The organism is Achromobacter sp. NFACC18-2 (genome assembly GCF_900108985.1).
Classification (GTDB): domain Bacteria; phylum Pseudomonadota; class Gammaproteobacteria; order Burkholderiales; family Burkholderiaceae_B; genus Achromobacter.
Window position 1 is genome coordinate 183208 of sequence record NZ_FNYM01000012.1, and the last position, 22641, is coordinate 205848.

A 22641-nucleotide genomic window follows, 5' to 3' on the forward strand; every position below is an offset into this window, starting at 1 on the left:
CTCGACGCGATTGCGGATGCAGGGCGGGCCGGCTCATGCCTTGGCGTCCTGCAAAAGACCGACCAGGCCGCGCAGCGCCATCAGGTAGGACAGCGGCCCCAGCCCCTGCACCGTGCCGCGCACCGCGGGCGAAATGATCGAATGCGCGCGCCAGGTCTCGCGCGCGGCGATGTTCGACATGTGCACTTCCAGCGTCGGAAACGGCATGGCCTTGATGGCGTCGTGCAGCGGCACACCGTGCTGCGTCAACCCGGCGGGATTGACCAGCGCGCCGTGGGCGGCGTCGATGTTCTCGTGCAGAAAATCGATCAGCGCGCCCTCATGGTTCGATTGCAGCGTGGCCAACTGGACGCCCAGTTCCGCGGCCAGCGCCGCCAGGCGCTGGTTGATCTCCGCCAGCGTCGTGGTGCCGTAGATGTGCGGCTCGCGGCGGCCGAACAGATTGAGGTTGGGGCCGTGCAGGACAAGGATCTTCATGATGGGAGGCCGGGTACGGTTTACTTGCGGATGCGGGCGAGTTCGTCGTTGTAGAGCTTGACGATCGCCGGGTCATAGCTGCTGGTGAAGTGCTCGATGACCGGCTTGACGACCTGCTGCATGCGGGCCTTTTCACCGGGCTCGATGGTGTTGAACTGGATGCCCTTGGCCTGGAGCTCCGCCACGGCCTTCTGCGCGGCGGCCCGGCTGACCTTGCGCTGGTAGCCGCGGGCCTCGTCGGCCGCTTCGTGCAGGATCTTCTGCTCGGCGGGCGACAGCTTGTCCCAGAATTTCTTGCTGACCAGCACGATGTTCGCCGCGTACACATGGTTGGTCGCGCTGACGTACTTCTGCACCTCGTAGAACTTGTTCGACAGGATTACCGAATACGGATTCTCCTGGCCGTCGACCGCCTTGGATTCCAGCGCGCCGTACAGTTCCGCGAAGGGCATGGGAACCGGATTGGCCTTGAAGGCCTTGAACGTCTCCAGGAACACGGGGTTGGGAATCACCCGGATCTTCAGGCCCGCCAGGTCCTCCGGCTTGCCGATGGGATGCCGCGAGTTCGTCACGTTGCGAAAGCCCAGGTCCCAAAAGCCCAGCGCAACCAGGCCTTTCTCAGGCAGCTTGGCGATCAGCGCCTGGCCCAGCGGCCCATCCAGCAAGGCGTCGGCCTGGCCGAAGTCGGTGACCGAAAACGGCAGGTCGATCAGCCCGAATTCCTTGACGATGCCCGCCAGCGACGTCGAGGCCGGCGCGGACATTTCCTGCACCCCGCCTTGCAACCCGGACTGCTGCTGCATTTCATTGCCGAGCTGGGATGCCGGGAATTCCTTGACCTTCAGCTTTCCGCCGCTCTTTGCAGCCACCAGTTCGGTGAACTTCTGCACCCCCGCGCTTACGGGATGATCGGTGTTGTTCAGATGGCCGAAGCGTATCGTGCGTTCCTGGATGTCCTGCGCGGCGGCCGTCAGGGCGGTCGCGCCAAGCGCGGCCATCAATGCGATGCGGCAAATGCTGGTCTTCATCGTTGTCTCCGGTGTTTATTGGAATTTTTTCGATGTCTGGCAAGACTCGGTACTGGAATGTAATTCCGAGTGGAATAGTTTTCCACCTAGGGTTATCATCCATTACCCCATCACCCCCCCAACCTTGTTGAGATGACATGGCCGGAGTTCTTGAACGCGCGCTCGCCGTCATGGAGTACCTGTCCTCCAGACCCGAAGGCGTGCCCCTCGCTTCCCTCGCCCAGCAACTGGAAATTCCCCAGAGCGCCGCGCACCGCCTGCTGACCGATCTGTGCCGCTGCGGCTACGTGCGCCAGATACGGGACCACGGCGATTACGCGCTCACCGCGCGGGTGGCATCGATCGGCCTGAGCTATCTGGCCGCCACCGGCATCGTCGACATCGCCCAGCCGCTGGTGGACCGCCTCGCGGAGATCTCGGGAGAGCTGGTGCGCCTGGCCATCGTGGACAACGACGAACGCCTCACCTGGGTCGCCAAGGCGCAGGGCGCCCGCCATGGCTTGCGCTATGACCCCGAGATGGGATCCGAAGCCAGGCTGTCGTGCAGCGCCTCGGGCCACGCCTGGATGCTGACGATGAGCGACGAGCGCGCGCTGGACCTCGTCTCGCGGCAGGGCTTCGGGTCACCCGAGGAATACGGTCCCAACGCCCCCACCACCATCGCCGCCCTGACCAAGATGCTCCAGGCCGGCCGCAAGCGCGGCTACGCCATGATCAACGAAGTGTTTGCGCCCGGCATGACCGCCATGGCCGCGCCCGTGCAGCGCAAGGGCGAACCCGCCATCGGCGTGTTGAGCATCGCGGGCCCCGCGATGCGGCTGACGGAAGCGCGGATGGAGGCGCTGGGCCCGGACCTCCTGGCGGCCGCGCAAGAGCTCGCGCTGGCCAGCCTGGCCTCGCCCATGTTCAGGACGCGCTTTCCGATGCAGGGGCGCAATTCCGGAGACGAGGCCCCGGCCTCCCCGGCCCTTTAAGCCGCGCCTTCCGGCTCCGGGCCGGGGCCGTTTCCCCAGGTGCCCACGCGCGCCGAGCGCAGCAGCGGCGACGCATCCGCGGCCTGCGCCAGCTCGCTTGCCGCACGCAGCAGCGCCGGCCCGGATTTCTCCATGGCCTTCAGGGTCAGGCGTTGCGAGGGGCCGGCCACCACCAGGACGCCCGTGGTCTGTTGCCCCGGACGCCGGACGGGCGCCGCCATCGCGCTCATGCCTGCGGCATAGACATCCTGCAGGATGCTGTAGCCCCGACGGCGATGCGTATCCAGGCTGGCCAGCAGCGCCCGTACCGACGTGGGCGCATTCGGACCGAAATCGCGCGGCTTGCCCAGCCCCTGCTCGGTGACATAGGCGATGGCCTGGTCTTCGGGCAGCGTCATCAGCCAGGCGTGGCCAGCGGCGCTGCAGGACAGACGAAGGTCGATGCCCATGTCCGGGTCGTAAAGAAGCCCGGATTTCGCGCCCTGGGCCTTGGCCACCAGCGTCAGGCGCTTGCCGTCGACGATGGCCAGGCGCACCAGCTCTCCGGTGGTTGCGGCAAAGCGGTCGATCACCGGCTGAGCGATGTCGATCACGCCGGATCGGCTCAGGAAACTGAGGCCCATCGAGGCAAGCTTCGTCGTCAACGCATATTCGCCCCGCACGGACGTCTGGCGCACGTAGCCGAATTTGATCAGTTCGTGCAGGGTCCGATGGCATCCGCTGCGCAACTGGTGCAAGGCATCCGCGATATCGGCCAGGTTCGCGCCTTCAGGGTGAGCGGCCAGGTACTCCAGCAACGCCAGTGTCTTTTCGATTGCCCCGCTCATCGCGCCCTCCCGCGGCTTCGCTCATGACGTCATTCAATTCATCGTTCAATTTTTGAATTCGCTCAAATTTTGAACGGGATTCAAAATTATGCCCTATGCTCGCAGCCGGATATTGAACCCATGGTTCCGCCGCCGCATCAACCGGACCTTTGCCAACGACAACCGAGAAAGGTGCTTGTGATGACTTCAAAGACTATGTCCCTGCGCATTGCCGTGAATGCGGCCGCATCCATCCTGGCCTGCCTTGCCGTGACGGGAACGGCGATTGCGCAGGACATCAAGGCGCGCACGATGAAGTTCGCCTTCAGCCTGGCCGCGGACCATCCCCTGGGCCAGGGCGCGCAGAAGTTTGCCGATCTGGTCGCGGAGAAAAGCGGCGGCAAGATGAAAGTGTCGATCTACGCCAATGCGGTGCTGGGCGGAGACCCCCAGAATCTGTCGGCGGTGCGCGGCGGCACGCTGGACTTCACGTCGATGGCGACGGGGCTGCTGGCCGGGATCGACAAGCGGTTCATGGTCTTCGATCTGCCGTTCCTGTTCAACGACGCGCGCGAGGCCTACGCGGTCTCGGACGGACCCGTCGCCCAGGGGCTCCTGAAAGGCCTGTACGACCACGGTCTGGTCGGACTGGGAATCTGGGACCTGGGCTTTCGCAACATGACCAACAGCAAGCGCCCCATCGCGCAGGTGCAGGACCTGCAGGGCCTGAAAATGCGCGTCATCGCCGCGCCCGTCTACATCGACATGTTCAAGACCCTGGGCGCCAATCCGGTGCCCATGACGTTTGGCGAAGTCTACGGCGCGCTGGAATCCAAGGCGATCGACGGCCAGGACAACCCGGTGGGCGTGATCCTGTCCGCCAAGTTCGCCGAAGTGCAGAAGTACCTGTCGCTGACGCGCCACATCTACACGGGCATGCCCTTCCTGATGAGCCGCAAGACGTGGGACGGCATGTCGGAAGCGGAGCGCAAAATCATCCTGGAGGCGGCCGCCGAGGCCAAGGCCGAGGAACGCCGCATCTCGCAAGCCAAGGAAGCAGTCGCCCTCGACGACCTGCGCAAGGTCATGCAGGTCAACGCCCTGACGCCCGAAGCGGTCGACCGCCTGCGCGGCGCCGTCAAACCGGTCGTGGACAAATTCGCGGGCGAAATCGGTCCCGACGTCATGCAGCAGGTCACCGCGGAAATCGCCGCCTTGCGGACCAAGAAGTGACCATGGCCATTCTTGGAAAAGCCGCCATCGCCATGTGGTGGGACATGTCGCCGGGTTGGCGCGCGGAGTTCGAAGACTGGCACAGCCACGAGCACTTTCCGGAGCGCATGGGGATCCCCGGATTCCTGCGCGGATCCCGCTGGACCAGCGCGCACGGAGGCGAGGGATTCTTCGTCATGTATGAACTGGACGCCTACGCGACGCTGGTGTCTCCCGGCTACCTCGACCGGCTCAACGCGCCCACCCCCTGGTCCACCAAGCTCATGCCGCAGCATCGCAACATGATCCGCAGCCAGTGCCGCGTGCTGGAGAGCGTCGGCGGCGGCCTGGCGCGCTATGCGCTGACCCTGCGCCTGTCGCCCCGGGCGGGGTCGGAGGATGCGCTGCATGCGTACCTGAAGGCGCATGCGGCCGCCGCGGCGGCGCGGCCGGGACTGACCGGCGCGCATCTGTTGGTGACGGACACGCCACGCATGGCGGCCACCGCCGAGCAGCAGATACGCGGAGGAAAGGACCGCGCGGCCGACTGGATCTACATCGTCAACGGCTACGCGATCAACGCCGTGACGGCCTGCGACGGCGAAATCCTCAATTCGGCGCAGATGCGCGCGTTCACGGGCGAGGCGCCGGCCTGGTCGGAAGTCTATTGCCTCTCCCACACCCTGGAGGCGGCCCGGGCGACGTAAGCGTCCTCCCGGCCCCGCCCCGACCCGACCCGCAAGGCTTGCGAGCCGCGCCGACGTTCAACGCACCATGCAGGGCCGCTTGTTGTCGAACTGCCAGCCCGGGATCAGATACTGCATCGCCGTCGCGTCGTCGCGCGCGCCCAGGCCGTGCTGCAGGTAAAGCTGGTGCGCCTTGTCGACGGCGTCCAGGTCCAGTTCGATGCCCAGCCCGCCGGTCTGCGGCAGGTCGATGTAGCCGTCGCGGATCTGCAGCGGGTTGCGGGTCAGGTGCTGGCCGTCCTGCCAGATCCAGTGCGTGTCGATCGCGGTCACCTTGCCCGGCGCCGCGGCGCCCACGTGCGTGAACATCGCCAGCGACACGTCGAAATGGTTGTTGGAGTGCGAACCCCAGGTCAGGCCGAACGCCTGGCAGGTCTGGGCAACGCGCACCGAGCCCTGCAGGGTCCAGAAATGCGGGTCGGCCAGCGGAATGTCGACCGATTGCAACGACAGCGCATGCGCCATCTCGCGCCAGTCGGTGGCCACCATGTTGGTGGCGGTGGGCAGGCCGGTGGCGCGGCGGAACTCGGCCATGACCTCGCGGCCGGAGAACACGCCTTCGGCGCCGCAGGGGTCTTCGGCGTAGGCCATCACGCCATGCAGATCGCGGCACAGGCGCACCGCGTCTTTCAGCAGCCAGCCGCCATTCGGATCGAGCGTGATGCGCGCCTCGGGGAAACGCTCGTGCAGCGCGCGGATCGCCTCGACCTCTTCCTCGCCGCGCAGCACGCCGCCCTTGAGCTTGAAATCCTGGAAGCCATAGCGGTCATACGCGGCCTCGGCCAGGCGCACGATGGCCTCGGGCGTCATCGCCTTCTCGTGCCGCACCCGCAGCCAGCCGTCGGCGTCGGGCGCCGTCTGGTAGGGCAGCGGCGTCTGCGCGGCATCGCCCACGTAGAACAGATACCCCAGCATCTGCACGGACGTGCGCTGCACCCCCTCGCCCAGCAGCGCGGCGACAGGCACGCCCAGATGCTGGCCCAGCAGATCGAGCAGCGCCGATTCCACCGCCGTCACGGCATGGATGGCCACGCGCAGGTCGAAGGTCTGGGCCCCGCGACCCGCGCTGTCCAGCCCGGCGAACGCCTGGCGCATGCGGTTCAGCGTGTGCTGGTAGTTGCCGATGGAGCTGCCCGCGACGAGCGCGCGCGCGTCTTCCAGCGTGGCGCGGATCTTCTCGCCGCCGGGGACTTCGCCCACGCCGGTGTTGCCGGCGCTGTCGGTCAGGATGACGAGGTTGCGCGTGAAGTAAGGCGCGTGGGCGCCGCTCAGATTGAGCAGCATGGAGTCCTGGCCGGCGACGGGCACGACCCGCATGTCGGTAATCGTGGGCGTCTGGCGTGAGGCTTGCGATGCGTGGAGAGTCATGATTGCTTCTTGAAATAGCCCGGCCGGGGCGGCCGGGCGCGTTGCGTCATTGCACGGAGATGCCGCCGGTCTCGATGACCTGCTTCCAGCGCGCGCTTTCCTGCTGCTGGAACTTGGTGAATGCGTCCGGCGAGTTGGCGACGATTTCCAGGCCGATGTCGGTAAAGGGCTTGCTGAGCGACGGATCCTTCAGCGCGGTGGTGAGCGCGGCGGACAGCTTGTCGCGCACGTCGGCCGGCAGGTTCTTCGGCGCCACGACCGCCTGCCACGCGTAGACATCGACGCCCGGGACGGAGACCTCGGCAAACGTGGGCACGTCGGGCAGCACGGGCGAGCGCTTGGAGCCCGTGACCGCAATGGCCTTGAGCTTGCCGGCCTTGATGTGCGGCAGCACGGCGTTCACGTTCTGGAACGACATGTTCACCTGGTTGCCGAGCAGATCGGAGATGGCCGGGGCGCCGCCCTTGTAGGGCACGTGCAGGCCCTTGGTGCCGGTCTTCTGCCAGAACAGCTCCGCGGTCAGATGATCCGACGAGCCCGCGCCCGACGTGGCGAAGCTGATGCCGCCGGGCTTGGACTTCAGGAGCGCCAGCACGTCCTGCACGCTATTGACCTTGGAGGCGAGCTGCGGGCTGACCACCAGCACGTTGGGCGTCTGCACGGCCACGGTGAGGTACGTGAAGTCCTTGGCCGGATCGTAGGGAATGCCTTTCATGAGGTGCGGCGCCACGACCAGGGGCGCCAGCGACGTGACCAACAGCGTGTAGCCGTCCGGCGCGGCGCGGGCCACCTGCGAGGCGCCGATGGTGCCGGTGGCGCCAGCCTTGTTTTCCACGACGAAGGACTGCTTGAGCTGCTCTCCCAGCTTGTTGGCCAGCGCGCGCGCCACCGAATCGGTCGCGCCCCCGGGCGGGAACGGCACCACCATGGTGACGGGCTTGTCGGGCCAGGCGTGCGCCACGCCGGCCGCCGCCATCAGGCTCAATCCAACTATCCACTTGCGCGCGTTGCGAGTCATTGCTTGTCTCCGGTCTGGTTTGTATTTTGGACGTCTACGTTAACGTTACCATTTTTTCCTGTTAACGTTAACATCACGGCTTTTTTAGAATATTTCCTGGCCGACCGCCGTCACCATCCGGATAAACCCTGATCTAGCCCGCCCCGCAAAACGGGGGACAGCGGTTAGGCTTGATGCTTGTTTCACCCGGTTTTTTTCCTCTCCCCGTTACCCGATGCGCGCGTCCCGAATCCCCTCTGCCGGCTCCCCTGCCCGATCCTCCGAACGCGCCAGCGTCACCGTGCGGGAGGTCGCGCAGGCGGCCGGCGTTTCGATGATCACGGTGTCGCGCGCGATCAACACCCCGCAGCAGGTGTCTCCCGCCACGCTGGACAAAGTCACCGCCGCGATCCAGGCGCTGGGCTACGTGCCCAACCTCATGGCCGGCAGCCTGCGCCTGTCGCGCAGCAACCTGGTGATGGTGCTGGTGCCCTCGATCACCGGGTCGCTCTTTGGCGGCATGCTGACCGAGCTGACCCGGTCCCTCGACGCCAAGGGCTTTCAGCTCATGGTCGGCCAGAGCGGGTACGACTCGCCGCGCGAAGACGCGCTGCTGCGCGCCATCATCGGACGCCGTCCCGACGGCATCGTGCTGACGGGCGTGATGCATTCGCCGCAGGGCCGGCAGTTGCTCAAGGCATCCGGCATCCCCATCGTCGAAACCTGGGACACCACCGACGCGCCGATCGACATGCTGCTGAGCCTGTCGCACGAGGCGATCGGCGCCGCCGTAAGCCATTACCTGCGCGATGCGGGCAAGACCCGGCAGGCCGTGCTGAGCGGCGACGACCCGCGCGCCCGGCTGCGCGCCGAAAGCCTGGTGCGCGCCGCCCTGGAATCCGGCCTGCCCAAACCGCTGGTGCACTACCTGCCCGCGCCCACGACACACGCGCAGGGCCGCGAAGGACTGCGCGCCCTGCAGCGTTCGGGACAGGGCATCGACGCCGTGTTCTGCAGCTCGGACCTGATGGCCGCCGGCGTATTGACCGAGGCGGCCGTGCAGGGCCTGGACGTCCCCCGGCAACTGGCCGTGGTCGGCTTCGGCGACATGGACATCGCCGCCTCGATGTCGCCTGCCATCACCTCGGTGCACGTGGACGGCGCCGCCATCGGCGCGCAGGCCGCCGAGATGATCGGCCTGCGCGCCAACGGCCAGCGCCCCGCGCAATCGGTGGTGGAAATCGGCTTTCGCATCGTGGCCCGCGACAGCGCGTAGTGGACCCGGCGCTGCCGCCCCTGTGCTCGAATGACACCGTGCTGTAGCCCTCTCGGGACGGCATTGGAGACGGGCCGGGCGGTCCCGCGTGGTTGTCCCAGCTAGGTCCCTGCGGCAAAATACCTGCCTTCCCCCCCTTGCCTCGGCGCTGGCCCTCCCCATGTCCGACTCCGTCGCCCTCTTCGACCAGCACCGTCCCCGCCTCTACGCGATCGCCTACCGCATGCTGGGCGCCGTGGCCGAGGCCGAAGACGTGGTGCAGGAGGCGTGGCTGCGCTGGCACGGCGCCGACCGCGGCGTCATCGCCAACCCGGAGGCGTGGCTCGTCACCGCCACCACGCGGCTGTCCATCGACCATCTGCGCGCCGCCAAGGCCGAGCGCGACAAATACGTGGGCGTGTGGCTGCCGGAGCCCATGCTGATGGCCGCCCCCGCCACGCCGGAACAGATCCACGAACAGGCCGACGACGTGTCGGTCGCGTTCCTTTTCATGCTGGAGCGCCTGTCGCCCGAGGCGCGCGCGGCGTTTCTCATGCGCGATGTGTTCGACGCGGACTACGAAGACATCGCGCAGACGCTGGACAAGACCCCGGCCGCCGTCCGCCAGATGGTGCGCCGCGCCCGGCAGCAGTTGCGCCAGGGCGCGCCGCGCGAAGCCGTGCCGCGCGCAACGCTGCAGCGGCTGCTGCAGGCATTCGCCGACGCGATGCAGCGCAGCGACTTCCATGGCCTGCTCGCGCTCCTGAGCGATGACGCCGAGCTCATCGGGGACGGCGGCGACAAGGTCTCCGCGTTTGCCCGCCTGGTGGGCGGCAAGCGGCTGGCGCAGCTTTTCTACGCCGGCAAGCGCCGCTATCGCGACGCCCTGGATGTCAGGGTCGTCCAGGTCAACGGCCAATGGACGCTGCTGCGCTTCATCGACGGCGAGCTGGAATCCGTGCAGTCCTACGAAACCGATGGCAAGCAGTTGACCCGGGTGCTGGTGCAACGCAACCCGGACAAGCTCGCCGGCATCGCCGCCGCCCTCGCGCGGCAGTGACATGCGGCAGTGACATGCGGCAGTAACACGCGGCGCGCTGGCGCATCGGTCCTTTTGGTGCGTGGCAGGCAACACGGTGATCCCCTGCGCGGTGCTACCGCCCCGACTTCCTCGCTTCTACGATGGACCCGTCATCACTTCCAGCCAAGGACAGGTCATGTCAAAGATCACGAAGTTCGGATTGCCCTTTATCGCCGCCGCCGCGCTGCTCGGCCAGCCCGCCCATGCCGCATCCCACGATGCCGCGTCCCATCCCGCGTCGCCCTCCGCCAGGCCAGCCGATCCCATCGTCTCCGAGCTGATGGCCAAGGACCTGCCGGACATCGCCGGCAAGGATGCCGTGATGCTCATCGTGGACTATCCGCCCGGCGCGGCCGACCCGATCCATCGCCACGACGCCCACGGCTTCGTCTATGTGCTGGAAGGCAGCATCGTCATGCAGGTCAAGGGCGGCAAGGAAGTCACCTTGACGCCCGGCCAGACCTTTTACGAAGGCCCGGACGACATCCACACCGTGGGGCGCAACGCCAGCCAGACCCGGCCCGCCAAGTTCCTGGTCGTGCTGATCAAGAAAAGAGGGGCGCCCGCCCTGACTCCGGTCCAATAGGGGCGCGCCGAAGGATGGTGCACCCGGGCCGGATCCCGGCCCGCCAGCAGGCCTTCCCCCACGGGAAGGCCTTTTTTTACGCGCGATGTCACAGGATTGCCCGGCGCAACGTCTTAGCAGTAGGATCAACTTACTTGCCGCGCCGCCACCATGTCGACACCCTCCCCCGCCCCCGCGGATCTCCCTTCTTCGAACGGACCGGATTCCCTGGCTGACAGCTTTGCCACCAGCTACGCCGGTGTCATGGCCTTCATCGCCGTCGCCGCCGAAGGCAACTTCGCGAAGGCCGGCGACCGGCTCGGCATCGGCCGCTCGGCCGTCAGCCGCAGCGTGCAGAAGCTGGAAGACCAGCTCGGCACGCGCCTGTTCGTGCGCACGACGCGCAGCACGTCGCTGACACCCGAGGGCCAGCGTTTCTACGAACAGTGCCATCCCGGCGTCGAGCGCATCATCCAGGCCCTGGACGACATGCGCGAACTGCGCGAAGGCCCGCCCTCGGGGCAGCTGCGCGTGTGCGCCACCGTGGGCTTCGGCCGCAAGATCGTCGCGCCGCTGCTGAAAGGGTTTTGCGAGGCCAATCCCGGCATCTCGGTCGAGCTGCTGCTGGACGACGGTCCCACCGACTTCACGACGGACCGGGTCGACGTGTCCTTTCGCAACGGACGCATGGAAGACAGCCAGGTGATCGCCAAGAAGGTGATCCCGATGCAGATGCTGCTGTGCGCCTCGCCCGCCTATGCCGCGCGCCACGGGCTGCCGGCCACCGTCGACGACATCGACCGCCATCGCTGCGTGAACTTCAAGCTCGCGTCGGGACGGGTCTACGAATGGGAGTTCAAGGTGTCGGGCCATCTGCGCAAGGTCGCCCCGGCCGCCATGCTGACCTTCAACGACGCCGACCTGGTGCTGCAATCGGTGCTGGACGGCCATGGCATCGCGCAGATGGCCGCCTACCAGGTCTGCGACCACCTGCGCGCCGGCAGGCTGGTCGCCTGCCTGCCGCAATACGCGCCCGACGACCGCGGGCATTACCTGTGCTTCCTGAGCCGCCAGCATTTGCCGGTGCGCATGCGCGTGTTCATCGACTACATGACCGAACAGATCCGCGCGATGGATCTGCAGATCCTGGACAGCCTGCTGGTGAAGCCGGGTTGAAGCCGGGTTGAAGCCGGGTTGAAGCCGGTTTGATGCCCATTTGAGCCGGTGCATCGCGCAACGGCGCGACAGGATGCCGGGCCTGCGCCGCCGCCCTACTGCGTCAGCGCCACCACGCTTTCGATGCCGCCCTGCGCCATCTTGGAATAGGGGCAGAGGCGTTCGGTGTTGCGCACCAGTTCCTCGGCGATGGCCTTGTCCAGCCCCGGCAGGTGGATGTTGATGTCGGCGGTCAGCGCGAAGAGTCCGTCCACGGGATCGCGCCCGAACGAGATGGTGGCCGTGACCGACGCCTCGGGAATCGACAGGCCGGACCGCTCAGCCAGCATGCTGAGGGCGCCATGGAAGCATGCGGCATAGCCCGCGGCAAAGAGCTGCTCGGGGTTGGTGCCTCCGCCCGTGCCGCCCAGTTCGACTGGCAGGCGCAGTTCCACGACCAGTTCGCCGTCGTCCGAGATGGCGATGCCCGAGGCGCGACCGTGCGCCGCCTCCCCGCCGCGCACCGTCACGCTGGTGGTGTACAGGGGACGGAAGTCGCCGCCCCGGTACTTGTCCAAAAGGGTCTGGGAAGGAGGCCGCAGTTTGCTCATGAGGGTCCTTGTGCCCGCCGCTACTTTCTTGTGCCCGAACGGCTGAACCAGGTTTCGAAGTCGATCTCGCCCAGGCGCGCGCCGGGTCCCGGCACCAGCGTATCGTCGTCCAGCAGCGCGCCGAAATAGCGCACGCCGGCGTCCGCGTGCACGGTGCGGGCGTCGCCGATTTTACCCATGTAGCGCTGGGCCAGTTCGGCCAGGCGCACCTTCTGCGGACCGGCGATCTCCACGATGCCGTTCACCGGCGCGCCCAGCGCCGCGTCGGCCATGGCCAGGGCCACGTCGTCAGAGGCGATGGGCTGCACATACGCAGACGGCAGCCGTACGTCGTCGCCCTGCGCGCCCGACTGCACGATGCCGCCCAGGAACTCGAAGAACTGCGTGCTGTGGACGATGGTGTACGGAATGCCACCGGCCTCGATCAGGTCTTCCTGCACGATCTTGCCGCGGAAGTAGCCGCTTTCGGCCAGGCGGCGCGTGCCCACCACCGACAGCGCGACGTGATGGCGCACGCCCGCGCGCTTCTCGGCGGCCAGCAGGTTGCGGCCGGCGGCCTGGAAGAAATCGAGCACAGCCTGGTCTTCGAAGGACGGCGAGTTGGCGACGTCCACCACCACATCCACGCCGGTCAGCGCGGCATCCAGGCCTTCGCCCGTGACGGTGTTCACGCCGGTCGCGGGGGACGCAGCGACGGCCTCATGGCCGCGCCCGGTAAGCAGTTTGACGAGCTTGGCGCCGATCAGGCCCGTGCCGCCGATGACGAGGATTTTCATGATCGATCCTTGATTGCTTGGTTGCTGGATTGCTGGGTTGCTGGGTTGCTTAGCTGAATTGGGCCTTGTCCAGGCCGTAGGCCTTGTCCGCGGAGCCGGGAACGGTCTGGAAGCCCACGTTCAGGCGGTTCCAGCCATTGATGGCCATGATCGCGAAGCTGAGGTCCGACAGTTCCTTTTCCGACAGTTCGCCGCGCACGCGCTCGTACACCTCGGTGGGCACGCCGTGCGCGCCCAGCGTGGTCAGGGCTTCGGTCCACGCGAGGCACGCGCGTTCGCGCGCCGAGAACTGGTTGGATTCGCGCCAGATGGCGACGTGGTGCAGGCGCAGTTCGCGTTCGCCGGCGATCTTGGCCTCCTTGACGTGCATGTCCAGGCAGAAGCCGCAGCCGTTGATCTGCGACGCGCGGATGTCGACCAGGGTCAGGATCGACTTTTCGATGGCGCCCGACTTGGCCAGCATGGTGAATTCGACCAGCTTCTTGAACAGTTCGGGCGATTGGGCAAAGGCGTTGATGCGTTGGGTCATGATGGCTCCTCTGGGGGTGGGCGCTTCCCGGCGGATCCGCCGGGACTGCGCAGGCTTGAACGACGCCCAAATCGTAGGTCGGCTCGAACGGCGGCAGTAGATCCTGGCGAGGGAGCACGATGTTGCCGCAATGGCAACAATCGCCCGGGACGAACGCGCCGACAATGAACGGGCACTGACGGCTCGCGCCCGGAACACACCATGAACAGAAACGATATCTCGATGCAGGACCTCCACTACTTCGTCGAAGTCGCCAAGCGCGGGAAGCTGTCCGCCACCGCCGCCGGCCTCGGCATCCCGGTGGCCACCCTGTCCCGCCGCCTCACGCAGCTGGAACAGACGCTCGGCTACAAACTGCTGAACCGCACCACGCGCAGTGTCAGCCTGACGGCGATCGGCCAGCGATACTTCGACGAATGCGCCGCGCATGTCCAAGGCGCCCTGTCCGCGCACGAGGTCATCAATGCCAGCCTGAATCACCTGGCCGGGACGCTGCGCGTGTCGGTCATGCCCGGGCTCACGACGATCCTGCCGGCCGTGCTGAAGGAACTGCGCGCCACCTATCCGCAGATCTCGTTCGAGGTGGAGTTGGGCACGTCCGACATCGCGCGCAATGGCCAGCAGTTCGACCTCATGCTGCGCACCGGCGACCTCGAGGATTCCGCGCTGATCCAGAAGCACGTGGCCCAGGTCCACTGGGTGCTCGTCGCGGCCAGCAGCTACCTGGACCGCTTCGGGCGCCCGACCTGCCCCGAAGACCTGGGCCTGCACGAGCGCATCATTACGGGCGACCTGCCTGACTGGACGCTGGGCGAAGGCGAGGGCCTGCTCAACGTCCGGGGCCCCGCCCACATCGGCACCAACAGTTCGGCGCTGGGCGTGCAACTGGCCACGGCCGGGCTCGGCATTGCCTGGATGCCGAGCCATCTGGCGTTGTCGCAGACCCTGCGGGAGCTGGCCCTGGAGCAGATCCTGCCGGACTGGAAACTGCCGCCGGCCACCATCTACGCGCTATCGGACAACCGCTTCACGCCAGCGCGGGCAAAGGTGTTCATCGATACGCTGCAGCGCCATCTGCAGGTGAACTGACCCCTGCTGCGCGCCCGCCGGCGCCCTATCCCAGCAGGTTGTCCCGGACGTGCAGCAGGTGCCGGCGCACGGCCGCCATGGCGCGGTCGGCGTCGCGGTCGTGCAGCGCCTCGACGATCTCGCGATGTTCTGCCTGATACGCCGCGCGCCGCTCGGGCGTAAGGCTCTTGCGCTTGAGCGCGCCCCACGTGGCCTGCGAGCGCGCCGCGGTCATCAGCGCAAAGACCTTTTCAATGAACAGATTGTGGGTGGCCGTGGCCATCAGCGCGTGCAGCTTGGCATCCCACACTTCGAACGCCTCGAAGCTGGTCGCGGCCTCGGCTTGCTCGCACGCGTGCTGCATCGCGGCGAAGTCGGCGGGCGTGCCGTGCTGCACCACCAGCGCGGCGATGGCCGGCTCCAGCACCAGGCGCGCGGCCATCAGTTCGGCCGGGCTGGTGGACAGCACCTCGCCGCGCAACAGGGCCTCGGTCTGCGCCAGCGTGGAAGGCGGATTGGCATAGGTGCCGCTGCCCACGCGCTGCGAAATGAGGCCTTCTTCCTTCAATTGCGAGAGCGTGCGGCGCACGGTGGACCGGCTCAGGCCGAACTGCTCGCTCAGCGCGCGCTCGGTCGGCAGGCGATGGCCGGCCGGCCACGCGCCGGATTGAAGGTTTTCGATGATGACCGCGCGCATGGCGGAGGCTTTGTCCATGGGGACTCCGGGGTGGGATCACCGCGCGATGATACCAAATCAGTCCAATATAGGCGCGTCAGCCTGGAAACAACCCATTCGCCAAGGGCAATTTTTGGTTTATCCTGCCCAACAACCCGCAATTGGGCCGATCATTAGGTCAAATTGGTATCTTTTGGTACACCATCAAGGGCGGCCGCGGCTGCCATAGGAGCAAGCATGAAAATCGCGGTATTTCGAGTCAACGGCGAGCGGCGCGTGGGCGTGGTCACGGACGACGGCAGCGCGGTGACCGCGCTGGACTTTCCCCCGGCGCTGGCGGCCGCCGGCGCGCTGACGGCCGTGCAATGGCTGGCCGAGGGCCGCGCCCTGCCCGCGCAGACGGGTCCGTCCTATCGCTGGGACCAGGTCCAACACGAAGCCCCGCTGCCGGCGCAGCCGCGCAACCTGTTCTGCGTGGGCCGCAATTACCACGCGCATGCCAAGGAACTGCGCGATTCCGTATTCAAGGACAACGACGCCAACCCGGAATCCTGGCCCATCGTCTTCACCAAAGTGCCGCAAACCGTGGTCGGCCCGTGGGCTGATGTGACGCTGCCCACCGGCATCTCCGACAAGATCGACTACGAAGCCGAACTGGCGGTGGTCATCGGCAAGGGCGGGCGCAACATCTCGCGCGCCGAGGCAATGAGCCATGTGGTCGCATACACCGTCGTCAACGACGTCACGGCGCGCGACGTGCAGATGCGCCATCAGCAATGGGACCTGGGCAAGTCCTTCGACACGTTCTGCCCGATGGGCCCGTGGCTGGTCACGGCCGACGAGCTGGACGGCCAGAAAACACGCGTGCGCTGCTGGGTGAACGGCGAGTTGCGCCAGGACGGCAACACGGAAGACCTGATCTTCGACATCCCGACGCTGATCGAAACCTGCTCGCGCGGCATCACCCTGTATCCGGGCGACGTCATCGCCACCGGCACGCCGGCTGGCGTGGGCCAGGGCCTGAATCCGCCGCAGTTTCTGAAAAGCGGCGACACGGTTCGGATCGAGATCGACGGCATCGGCAGGATCGAAAACCGGTTCGTCTGAAGCGGGGTAGAAAGAGCGCCGGTCACAAGAAACCGGCGCCGCGCAGCACACCGCATATCAACAGGAGTGAGACATGAATCTGCGCTGCAAACAGGTGGCCGCGGCCGCCCTGCTATGCCTCGGGACGGCGACCGCATCGGCTGCCGGCTATCCCGAGCGTCCCGTGACCCTGGTGGTGCCCTTCCCGCCCGGCGGCGTCGCCGACACCATCGCCCGTCCGCTCGCCCAGGCCCTGGGCGACAAACTGGGCCAGCCCATCGTGATCGAGAACAAGGGCGGCGCCGGTGGAGCCATCGGCATCGGCCAGGCGGGCCGCGCCAAGCCCGACGGCTACACGCTGCTGATGAGCCTCTCGTCGATTTCCATCCTGCCGGCCGCCGACCGCCTGCTGGAACGCAAGCCGGCCTATCAACTGGACCAGTTCGTACCCATCGCCCGCATCACGGCCGATCCCACCGTGCTGGTGGTGCGCGCGGATGCGCCCTACAAGACCTTGGACGAATTCATCGAGGCGGCCAGGAAACAAGGCGGCAAGCTGAGCTATGGGAGTTCGGGCATCTACGGCACGATGCACGTGCCGATGGAGATGCTGCAGAACGCGGCCGGCATCAAGATGATGCACGTGCCGTTCACGGGCGCGGGGCCGGCGGTGCAGGCGCTGGTGGGCGGCCAGGTCGATGCGCTGGCCACCGGGCCGTCCAGCGTCATGCCGCTCATCCAGGCCGGGCGTGTCAGGCCGCTGGCGCATTGGGGCGAGGGCAAGCTGGACAGCCTGCCGCAGGTGCCCTCGCTGAAATCGCGCGGGTATGACGCGAGCTTCGTGCAGTGGTCCGGCGTCTTCGCGCTGGCGGGCACGCCGCCCGCCGTGATCGACACGCTGCGCCGGGCCGTCAAGCAGATCGCGGATGACCCCACGCTGCAGGCCCGCATCGCCGGCACCGGCAGTCCCGTGCAATACCTGGACGCGCCGGACTTCGACGCGTACTGGAAAAAGGACTCTGCATCGCTGGAGGTGGCGGTCCAGCGGATCGGCAAGGTCGAGTAAGACGCCCGGCCCCGCGCGCACCCGCCGGGCCGGGCATCCCCCCGCGTCACACCGTTTCCCGCGCCGCCGCCTGCCGCGCCAGCGCCTTGCGGTCCACCTTGCCCACCGCGTTCTCGGGCAGGCGGTCCACAAAGAACACCTCGCGCGGCACGTAGATGCGGCCCAACCGCGCCAGCACCTCGGCCTGGATGCCCGCCGCGTCGGGCGCGGCATCCCCCTTGCGTTGCACGAAGATCACGGGGGTCTCGCCCAGGTCCTCGTCGGGCGCGCCCACCACGCAGCACGCGGCCACGCCCGCCAGGCCCGTCACGACGCCTTCGATCAGGGCAGGCGAGAGGTTCTCGCCGCCCCGGATAATCACGTCCTTGATGCGGCCGGTGATGGCCAGGTATCCCTGCGCGTCGAATCGTCCCAGGTCGCCGGTGCGCAGCAACGTGGGCGTCCCCGCGTCGGCGCTGTCCACGCCCAGGTAGCCCAGCATCAGGCTATCCCCCGCGATGCAGATCTCGCCCTCCGCGCCTGGCGGGGCAAGGCTGCCGTCGGGCAGGCGCAGGCTGACGTCCTGCCCTTGCAGCACCGTGCCCACCGAGCCGACGCGCCGCGCCGCGGGCGGATTCATGGTGGACGTGCAGGTGGCCTCGGACAACCCGTAGGACACGACCAGCGGGCAGCCCAGGAAGGCTTCGATGCGCCGGTGCAGGGCCTCGGTGATGGGCGCCGAACCGCAGCGCGCAAAACGCAGCCCGGCGAGGCTGTCCGGATCGAAGGCGAGGTCCAGCATGCGCGCATACATGGTCGGCACGCCGGTGATGATGGTGGGCCGGAAGGCGGTCAGCAGTCCGGGCATGTCTTCGGCGCGGAATCGGCCGGCCAGCGCCACGCTGGCGCCCGCCAGCAGCGGCGCGAAGATCTGGTTGTTCAGCGCGTTGGTGTGGTGCAGCGGCATGACGTGCAGCAGGCGGTCGGCGGGCGTCAGTTCCGTGTGCGCCAGCACGCCGCGCGCATTGTTTGCCAGGCCCCGATGGCTGAGCAGCACGCCCTTCGGGTTGCCGGTGCTGCCCGACGTGAACAGCAGCAGGCCCGGCACATCGGCGGCCACGCCGGCCCCGGTCCAGTCACACTCGCCCTGCGCGGTCTGGGCCGCGTCCAGCAGGCGCGCGGCAGGCAGCCCGCAGGCCTGGACGACCGCCGTATTGGATTCGTCGGCCAGCATCCAGGTCAGGCCCACGGCGGCCACCCGCCGGGCGGTTTCGTCGGCCGACAGGCGGGGTTCCAACGGACACGGGCACGCCCCCGCGGCCATCGCGCCCAGGATGGCAACCACCTGCGCCAGCGACCGCTCCATCGCCACGCCGACGTAATCGCCCTGGGCAACGCCGGCGGCGCGCAGGCCGCCCGCCACCTGTCCCACGCGGCGATGCAAGTCCGCATAGGTCAACGTTTCCTCGGCGGTCACGATGGCGGGCAGCGCCGCCCGGTCCGGCTGCATCCACAGGCGTGCAAACGCCGCCACGACCGTGGCATCGGCTTTCGTCATGAAGTTTCCCCTTAGGTCTGGAAGCGGCGTCAGCGCAGCGCGACGGCGGCGTCGCGCTCGAACTGCCCGTCGGCGTCCAGCTCGCGCAAGGCGCGGGCTTCGCTTTCCGTGGGCGGTTCAGTCGGACCGGCGCCCGTGGCGTCGAACTCGAAACCCGTGCGCTCGCGCACCTCGGACAGGCTGGATTCCGGATGCCAGGACTGCAGCGCCAGCCGGCCCTCGCGCTTGACGAACACCGCGATCGGGGTCACCACGCCATGAAAGCCGCCCCAGGAGGTCATGAAGTCCAGCTTGGGCACGAAGGTGCGGCGCGAATGCTCGGTGCGCCAGGTGCAGGCGCGCCGGGCCGTGGGCAGCATCACCGCCCCGCCCCCGCCGCCCGGCAGGCGCACCTTGGGTTCATGCCAGTCGCCGATGCAGGAATTGTTGGCGCAGCCCGCGCCGTCGATCTGCGCGGCCCCAAGAAACGTCAGGTCCATGCGTCCCCGCGTGCACAGGTCGTAGAAGTCTTCGTTCGAGAAGATCGAGGCCGTGTGCTCGGCCAGCACCGGATCCGAACTGGAAAGCGGAATATGCGAGGGCCGCGGGTTCACGCCCCCGGCCACGTTGATGTAGACGAAGTCCCAGTCGTAGGCACGCTTGGCCAGCAGGCAGGCCAGCATGGGCATGGTGGAATTCACGCCGCTGAAGGTGATCTCGTCCGGGCGGATGAAGCGCGCCAGATTGGTGACGATGTATGAAAAGCCCGACCATTGTTCAGCCATGATTCCCCTCCCGCGCTTCAGGCGCCGCGGCCATGTGCGCCCGCAGATCGCTGTTCTTGTCCATGTAGGTCTCCACCGCCGGATAGTCGATGGCGTAGGCGGGCCAGCACGACCCCGGCCAGGCGCCGCCCGGCACCACCGCGTAGGCCTGCACCATGAAATACGGCACCAGCGTGGATTCGGGCTGGGCCTCGAACACCGCGCTGTCCACGACCTTCTCGGCCACCACCAGCACGCTGCCCGCGGCGCGCGACATGATGCGATCCCAGTGCGCCGTGCCCGCCACGCGCACGTTGCCCTGCGCGTCGACTTCGGAGGCCTGGATCACGGCGAAATCCGGCCGTATGGCCGGGACCACCCAGGTCTTCTCGCCGCTGCCATACGGATCGTCCAGGCATTTCCAGCCATTGAGTTCCGGCAGGCCGCTGCCGTGCAGGCCCCCGCAGGGCTGGAACGGCACGCCGAAGGCGGCCGCTCGCAATCCCGCCGTGAGGCTGGCGCAGGCGTGTTCTTCCAGTTCGATCTCATGGCGTTCCACGGCGCGCCGATACCAGGGCGCGAGGCCGAAGTTGCCTTCCATTGCGACGATGCCCGCGCGCACGCGGCGCAGCACGCCCGCGCGGCACAGGATGTCCACGTCATAACCGGGCGATTGCTTGATGAGTTCGAGGTTGCGCTTTTCCTGGCGGATGAGCTCGCGCACGAAGGCGAACGGTCCGCGATGCAGGAAGCTGCCCCCCAGCGCGATCGATGCGCCGTCGGGCACCAGCGCAGCCAGTTCCTGCAGCGAGCATTGCTTGTTCTTTTGGTTGAATCCTGAAGCCATTGTCTTCCCTCCTGCTCCATGGGGCGCGGCTAGCGCGCCTGCAGATATGCCGCCACGCGGTCTTTCAAACCGGGCGCCGATGCCGAGCGCACCAGCCGCGCCAGGTCGGTATCCGGCGCTTCCTGCGACAGGGCCGCATAAAGCTGCGCGCGGCTCTCGTCCGTCAGGGCGGCGGCCGTCTCCAGCGCCTGCTCGCCGATCTGCGCCCATTCCTGGGGCGGCGCAAGCCGGCTGGCGAATCCGTCGCGCAAGGCGTCTTCGGCGTTGAACGTCGCGGCCTGTTCAAGAATCGTGCGCGCACGCTCCGCGCCGACCAGCGCCGCGAAGCGACGCGTGCCCAGCACCAGGCCGAATTTCAGGCCTGGCATGCGGAAGGTCGCGTCCGGCGCGCCGATGCGCCACTTGCAGGCGCCGAACACGTCGACGCCCGCGCCGAAATTGCGGCCGTGCGCGAGCGCCACCGTAAGGCACGGCGATGCCGCCAGCCGCTGCAGCAAGGTTTCGATGCGCACGAACCGCAGCAGCAGGTCGCCTTCGCTCTGTGACTGCCAGTCGCCGAAGTCAAAGCCCGCGCTGAAGTTCTTGCCTTCGCCCTGCAGCACGATGACTTTGGCGCGCTGCGCCTCGGCCTCGTCCAGCGCCGCGATCAGGGCCTCGACCAGGTCCGCCGACAGCGCGTTCATTTTCTCGGGCCGCGCCAGCGTCAACACATGCCGCGGCCCCTGGCGGTCGATACGCAGGACGCCGCTCATGCCGCCGCTCCCTTGGCAGCGGCGCGCAGCGGTCCCAGCACGTCGTCGTTGTGCTCGCCCAGCGCGGGGGGACGGCGCCGCAACGCCGTGGTTTCGCCATCGAATCGCACCGGCAGCCCGAACGTGCGGGTCTGCACGCCATTGGGCAATTCCAGCGGCTGCACCCAGCCCATGTGCTCGACCTGCGGATCGGCCAGCACTTCCGAATAGGTATTGATCGGCGCGCAAGGCACGCCGGCCGCGCGAAAGCGCGCCAGCCACGCTTGCGCATCGTGTTCGGCAAAGATGGCCTCCAGGATGTCGCGCAGCGCGGTCTGATTGCGGGCGCGCGCGCTGGTGTCCGTGAAGCGCGGATCCGCCAGCAGGTCATCGCGTCCCACCGTCGCGCATACGGCCTTCCATAGCGCCTGGTTGCCCGCGGCCATGCCGAAGTAGCCGTTCTTGCAGCGAAACGCCTGGTACGGCGCGTTGCGCGGATGCGCCGAACCCAGCTTGACCGGGTCCTTGCCGCTGCCGAAGAACTCGGACGTCTGCAAGGCCGCGATGCCCAGCGTGGCGCCCAGCATCGGCACGTCGATGTGCGTGCCCTGGCCGCTGGCCTGGGCCGCGCGCAGCGCCGACGCGATGGCGAAGGCGCCGTACAGGCCCGCCGAGAAATCCGCCAGCGGCACGCCGCATTTGACGGGCTCTCCGCCGGGCTCGCCAGTCACGCTCATGATGCCGCTCATGGCCTGGATGGTGAGGTCGAAGCCGCCTTCCTGCGCGCGCGGACCCGACTGGCCGTAGGCCGAGATCGAGCAGTACACCAGCCTGGGATTGGCCTCGCGCAACTGGACATAGCCCAGGCCCAGGCGGTCCATCACGCCCGGGCGGTTGTTCTCGATGAGCACGTCGGCGCGCAGCGCCAGTTCACGCGCGAGGGCGAGATCGCCGGGGTCTTTCAGGTTCAACGTCACGGACCGCTTGTTGCGGTTGAGCGAGGCGAAGTTTTCGCTGTAGCCGTCGGAAATGGGCGGCCAGCTGCGCAGCGTGTCGCCGCCCTCCGGGTTTTCCACCTTGATCACGTCCGCGCCCATGTCCGCCAACAACATGCCGCAAAAGGGTCCCGCTGCAACGTTGCAAATCTCCAGCACCGTGATGCCGGCCAGCGCCGAACTGGGTGTCATGTCTGACCTCTCGTTATGAAAATTCAATATTTGGGATGCGAAAAACAATCTAAGTATCGACGATGAAGGATGGCATGATCCAGCCCTGTGAGGGCGAAAACCGGCATTTCCTGGCGTGTT

At 67.4% G+C, this 22641-nt stretch carries 24 protein-coding genes; 10 read left to right on the top strand and 14 right to left on the bottom strand.

Going from position 1 to position 22641, the window contains the following annotated elements:
• Nucleotides 1–33: 33 nt before the first annotated feature.
• Together BMW75_RS19060 and BMW75_RS19065 are read right to left on the bottom strand one after the other, a co-directional pair.
• Nucleotides 34–477, bottom strand: coding sequence for a type II 3-dehydroquinate dehydratase (locus BMW75_RS19060; protein ID WP_092581417.1), 444 nt, complete (start codon nt 475–477; stop codon nt 34–36).
• A gap of 20 nt (nt 478–497) precedes the next feature.
• Nucleotides 498–1505, bottom strand: a complete 1008-nt coding sequence (locus tag BMW75_RS19065) for a TRAP transporter substrate-binding protein (RefSeq protein ID WP_092581418.1) — start codon at nt 1503–1505, stop codon at nt 498–500.
• 137 nt (nt 1506–1642) lie between these two features.
• On the opposite strand from BMW75_RS19065, the gene BMW75_RS19070 reads away from it, so the two are divergent.
• Entirely contained in the window at nt 1643–2479 is an 837-nt protein-coding gene (locus tag BMW75_RS19070; protein WP_092581419.1) for an IclR family transcriptional regulator, read from the top strand.
• On the opposite strand, the gene BMW75_RS19075 is transcribed toward BMW75_RS19070, so the two are convergent.
• Nucleotides 2476–3306 (bottom strand): IclR family transcriptional regulator, encoded by an 831-nt coding sequence (locus tag BMW75_RS19075; RefSeq protein WP_092581420.1) that lies wholly within the window; start codon nt 3304–3306, stop codon nt 2476–2478. The two genes, BMW75_RS19070 and BMW75_RS19075, sit on opposite strands and share 4 nt — an antisense overlap.
• 180 nt (nt 3307–3486) lie before the next feature.
• On the opposite strand from BMW75_RS19075, the gene BMW75_RS19080 reads away from it, so the two are divergent.
• Together BMW75_RS19080 and BMW75_RS19085 are read left to right on the top strand one after the other, a co-directional pair.
• A complete protein-coding gene (locus tag BMW75_RS19080) occupies nt 3487–4518 on the top strand; it encodes a TRAP transporter substrate-binding protein (protein WP_254792066.1) in 1032 nt (343 codons plus the stop codon).
• Between the two features lie 2 nt (nt 4519–4520).
• Nucleotides 4521–5204, top strand: a complete 684-nt coding sequence (locus BMW75_RS19085; RefSeq protein WP_092581422.1) for a hypothetical protein — start codon at nt 4521–4523, stop codon at nt 5202–5204.
• A gap of 57 nt (nt 5205–5261) precedes the next feature.
• On the opposite strand, the gene gudD is transcribed toward BMW75_RS19085, so the two are convergent.
• The gene (gene gudD, locus BMW75_RS19090) at nt 5262–6611 is read right to left on the bottom strand and encodes a glucarate dehydratase (RefSeq protein ID WP_092581423.1); all 1350 of its coding nucleotides are present in this window, start codon (nt 6609–6611) and stop codon (nt 5262–5264) included.
• A 46-nt stretch (nt 6612–6657) separates the two neighbouring features.
• Nucleotides 6658–7629, bottom strand: coding sequence for a Bug family tripartite tricarboxylate transporter substrate binding protein (locus tag BMW75_RS19095; RefSeq protein WP_092581424.1), 972 nt, complete (start codon nt 7627–7629; stop codon nt 6658–6660).
• Between the two features lie 214 nt (nt 7630–7843).
• Between BMW75_RS19095 and BMW75_RS19100 the strand changes: the two genes are divergently transcribed.
• From BMW75_RS19100 to BMW75_RS19115, 4 genes are all read left to right on the top strand, one after another.
• Nucleotides 7844–8884: a LacI family DNA-binding transcriptional regulator gene (locus BMW75_RS19100; RefSeq protein ID WP_092581425.1), complete on the top strand. Its 1041-nt coding sequence runs from the start codon at nt 7844–7846 to the stop codon at nt 8882–8884.
• A 160-nt stretch (nt 8885–9044) separates the two neighbouring features.
• Nucleotides 9045–9923, top strand: coding sequence for an RNA polymerase sigma-70 factor (locus BMW75_RS19105; protein ID WP_092581426.1), 879 nt, complete (start codon nt 9045–9047; stop codon nt 9921–9923).
• A 157-nt stretch (nt 9924–10080) separates the two neighbouring features.
• Nucleotides 10081–10530 carry a cupin domain-containing protein gene (locus BMW75_RS19110; RefSeq protein WP_092581427.1) on the top strand — a complete coding sequence of 150 codons (450 nt, stop codon included), beginning with the start codon at nt 10081–10083 and terminating at the stop codon, nt 10528–10530.
• A 150-nt stretch (nt 10531–10680) separates the two neighbouring features.
• The gene (locus tag BMW75_RS19115; RefSeq protein WP_092581428.1) at nt 10681–11685 is read left to right on the top strand and encodes a LysR family transcriptional regulator; all 1005 of its coding nucleotides are present in this window, start codon (nt 10681–10683) and stop codon (nt 11683–11685) included.
• A 95-nt stretch (nt 11686–11780) separates the two neighbouring features.
• Here BMW75_RS19115 and BMW75_RS19120 read toward each other — a convergent pair whose 3' ends face one another.
• Genes BMW75_RS19120 through BMW75_RS19130 form a run of 3 tightly spaced genes read right to left on the bottom strand, consistent with a single transcriptional unit; the run spans nt 11781 to nt 13580 of the window.
• Complete coding sequence (locus BMW75_RS19120; RefSeq protein WP_092581429.1) at nt 11781–12275, bottom strand: Ohr family peroxiredoxin; 495 nt, start codon at nt 12273–12275, stop codon at nt 11781–11783.
• Nucleotides 12276–12295: 20 nt separating this feature from the next.
• Nucleotides 12296–13051, bottom strand: coding sequence for an SDR family oxidoreductase (locus tag BMW75_RS19125; protein WP_092581430.1), 756 nt, complete (start codon nt 13049–13051; stop codon nt 12296–12298).
• A gap of 49 nt (nt 13052–13100) precedes the next feature.
• On the bottom strand, nt 13101–13580 hold the full coding sequence (locus BMW75_RS19130) for a carboxymuconolactone decarboxylase family protein (RefSeq protein WP_092581431.1): 480 nt from the start codon (nt 13578–13580) through the stop codon (nt 13101–13103).
• Nucleotides 13581–13781: 201 nt separating this feature from the next.
• On the opposite strand from BMW75_RS19130, the gene BMW75_RS19135 reads away from it, so the two are divergent.
• Entirely contained in the window at nt 13782–14669 is an 888-nt protein-coding gene (locus BMW75_RS19135; RefSeq protein ID WP_092581432.1) for a LysR family transcriptional regulator, read from the top strand.
• 25 nt (nt 14670–14694) lie between these two features.
• On the opposite strand, the gene BMW75_RS19140 is transcribed toward BMW75_RS19135, so the two are convergent.
• The gene (locus tag BMW75_RS19140) at nt 14695–15363 is read right to left on the bottom strand and encodes a FadR/GntR family transcriptional regulator (protein WP_092581433.1); all 669 of its coding nucleotides are present in this window, start codon (nt 15361–15363) and stop codon (nt 14695–14697) included.
• 198 nt (nt 15364–15561) lie between these two features.
• Between BMW75_RS19140 and BMW75_RS19145 the strand changes: the two genes are divergently transcribed.
• Both BMW75_RS19145 and BMW75_RS19150 read left to right on the top strand, forming a co-directional pair.
• Complete coding sequence (locus BMW75_RS19145; protein ID WP_092581434.1) at nt 15562–16431, top strand: fumarylacetoacetate hydrolase family protein; 870 nt, start codon at nt 15562–15564, stop codon at nt 16429–16431.
• A gap of 73 nt (nt 16432–16504) precedes the next feature.
• The gene (locus tag BMW75_RS19150; protein ID WP_092581435.1) at nt 16505–17476 is read left to right on the top strand and encodes a Bug family tripartite tricarboxylate transporter substrate binding protein; all 972 of its coding nucleotides are present in this window, start codon (nt 16505–16507) and stop codon (nt 17474–17476) included.
• A gap of 46 nt (nt 17477–17522) precedes the next feature.
• On the opposite strand, the gene BMW75_RS19155 is transcribed toward BMW75_RS19150, so the two are convergent.
• From BMW75_RS19155 to BMW75_RS19175, 5 genes are read right to left on the bottom strand one after another with little or no spacing between them, the layout of a single operon-like run.
• Nucleotides 17523–19013, bottom strand: a complete 1491-nt coding sequence (locus BMW75_RS19155) for a class I adenylate-forming enzyme family protein (protein ID WP_092581436.1) — start codon at nt 19011–19013, stop codon at nt 17523–17525.
• Between the two features lie 29 nt (nt 19014–19042).
• On the bottom strand, nt 19043–19777 hold the full coding sequence (locus BMW75_RS19160) for a CoA-transferase subunit beta (protein WP_076520067.1): 735 nt from the start codon (nt 19775–19777) through the stop codon (nt 19043–19045).
• Nucleotides 19770–20603: a CoA transferase subunit A gene (locus BMW75_RS19165; RefSeq protein WP_092581437.1), complete on the bottom strand. Its 834-nt coding sequence runs from the start codon at nt 20601–20603 to the stop codon at nt 19770–19772. Before BMW75_RS19165 ends, BMW75_RS19160 begins: the two co-directional genes overlap by 8 nt.
• Nucleotides 20604–20632: 29 nt before the next feature.
• Nucleotides 20633–21355 (bottom strand): enoyl-CoA hydratase/isomerase family protein, encoded by a 723-nt coding sequence (locus tag BMW75_RS19170; RefSeq protein WP_092581438.1) that lies wholly within the window; start codon nt 21353–21355, stop codon nt 20633–20635.
• Nucleotides 21352–22521, bottom strand: coding sequence for a CaiB/BaiF CoA transferase family protein (locus BMW75_RS19175; protein ID WP_092581439.1), 1170 nt, complete (start codon nt 22519–22521; stop codon nt 21352–21354). Before BMW75_RS19175 ends, BMW75_RS19170 begins: the two co-directional genes overlap by 4 nt.
• Nucleotides 22522–22641 lie beyond the last annotated feature (120 nt).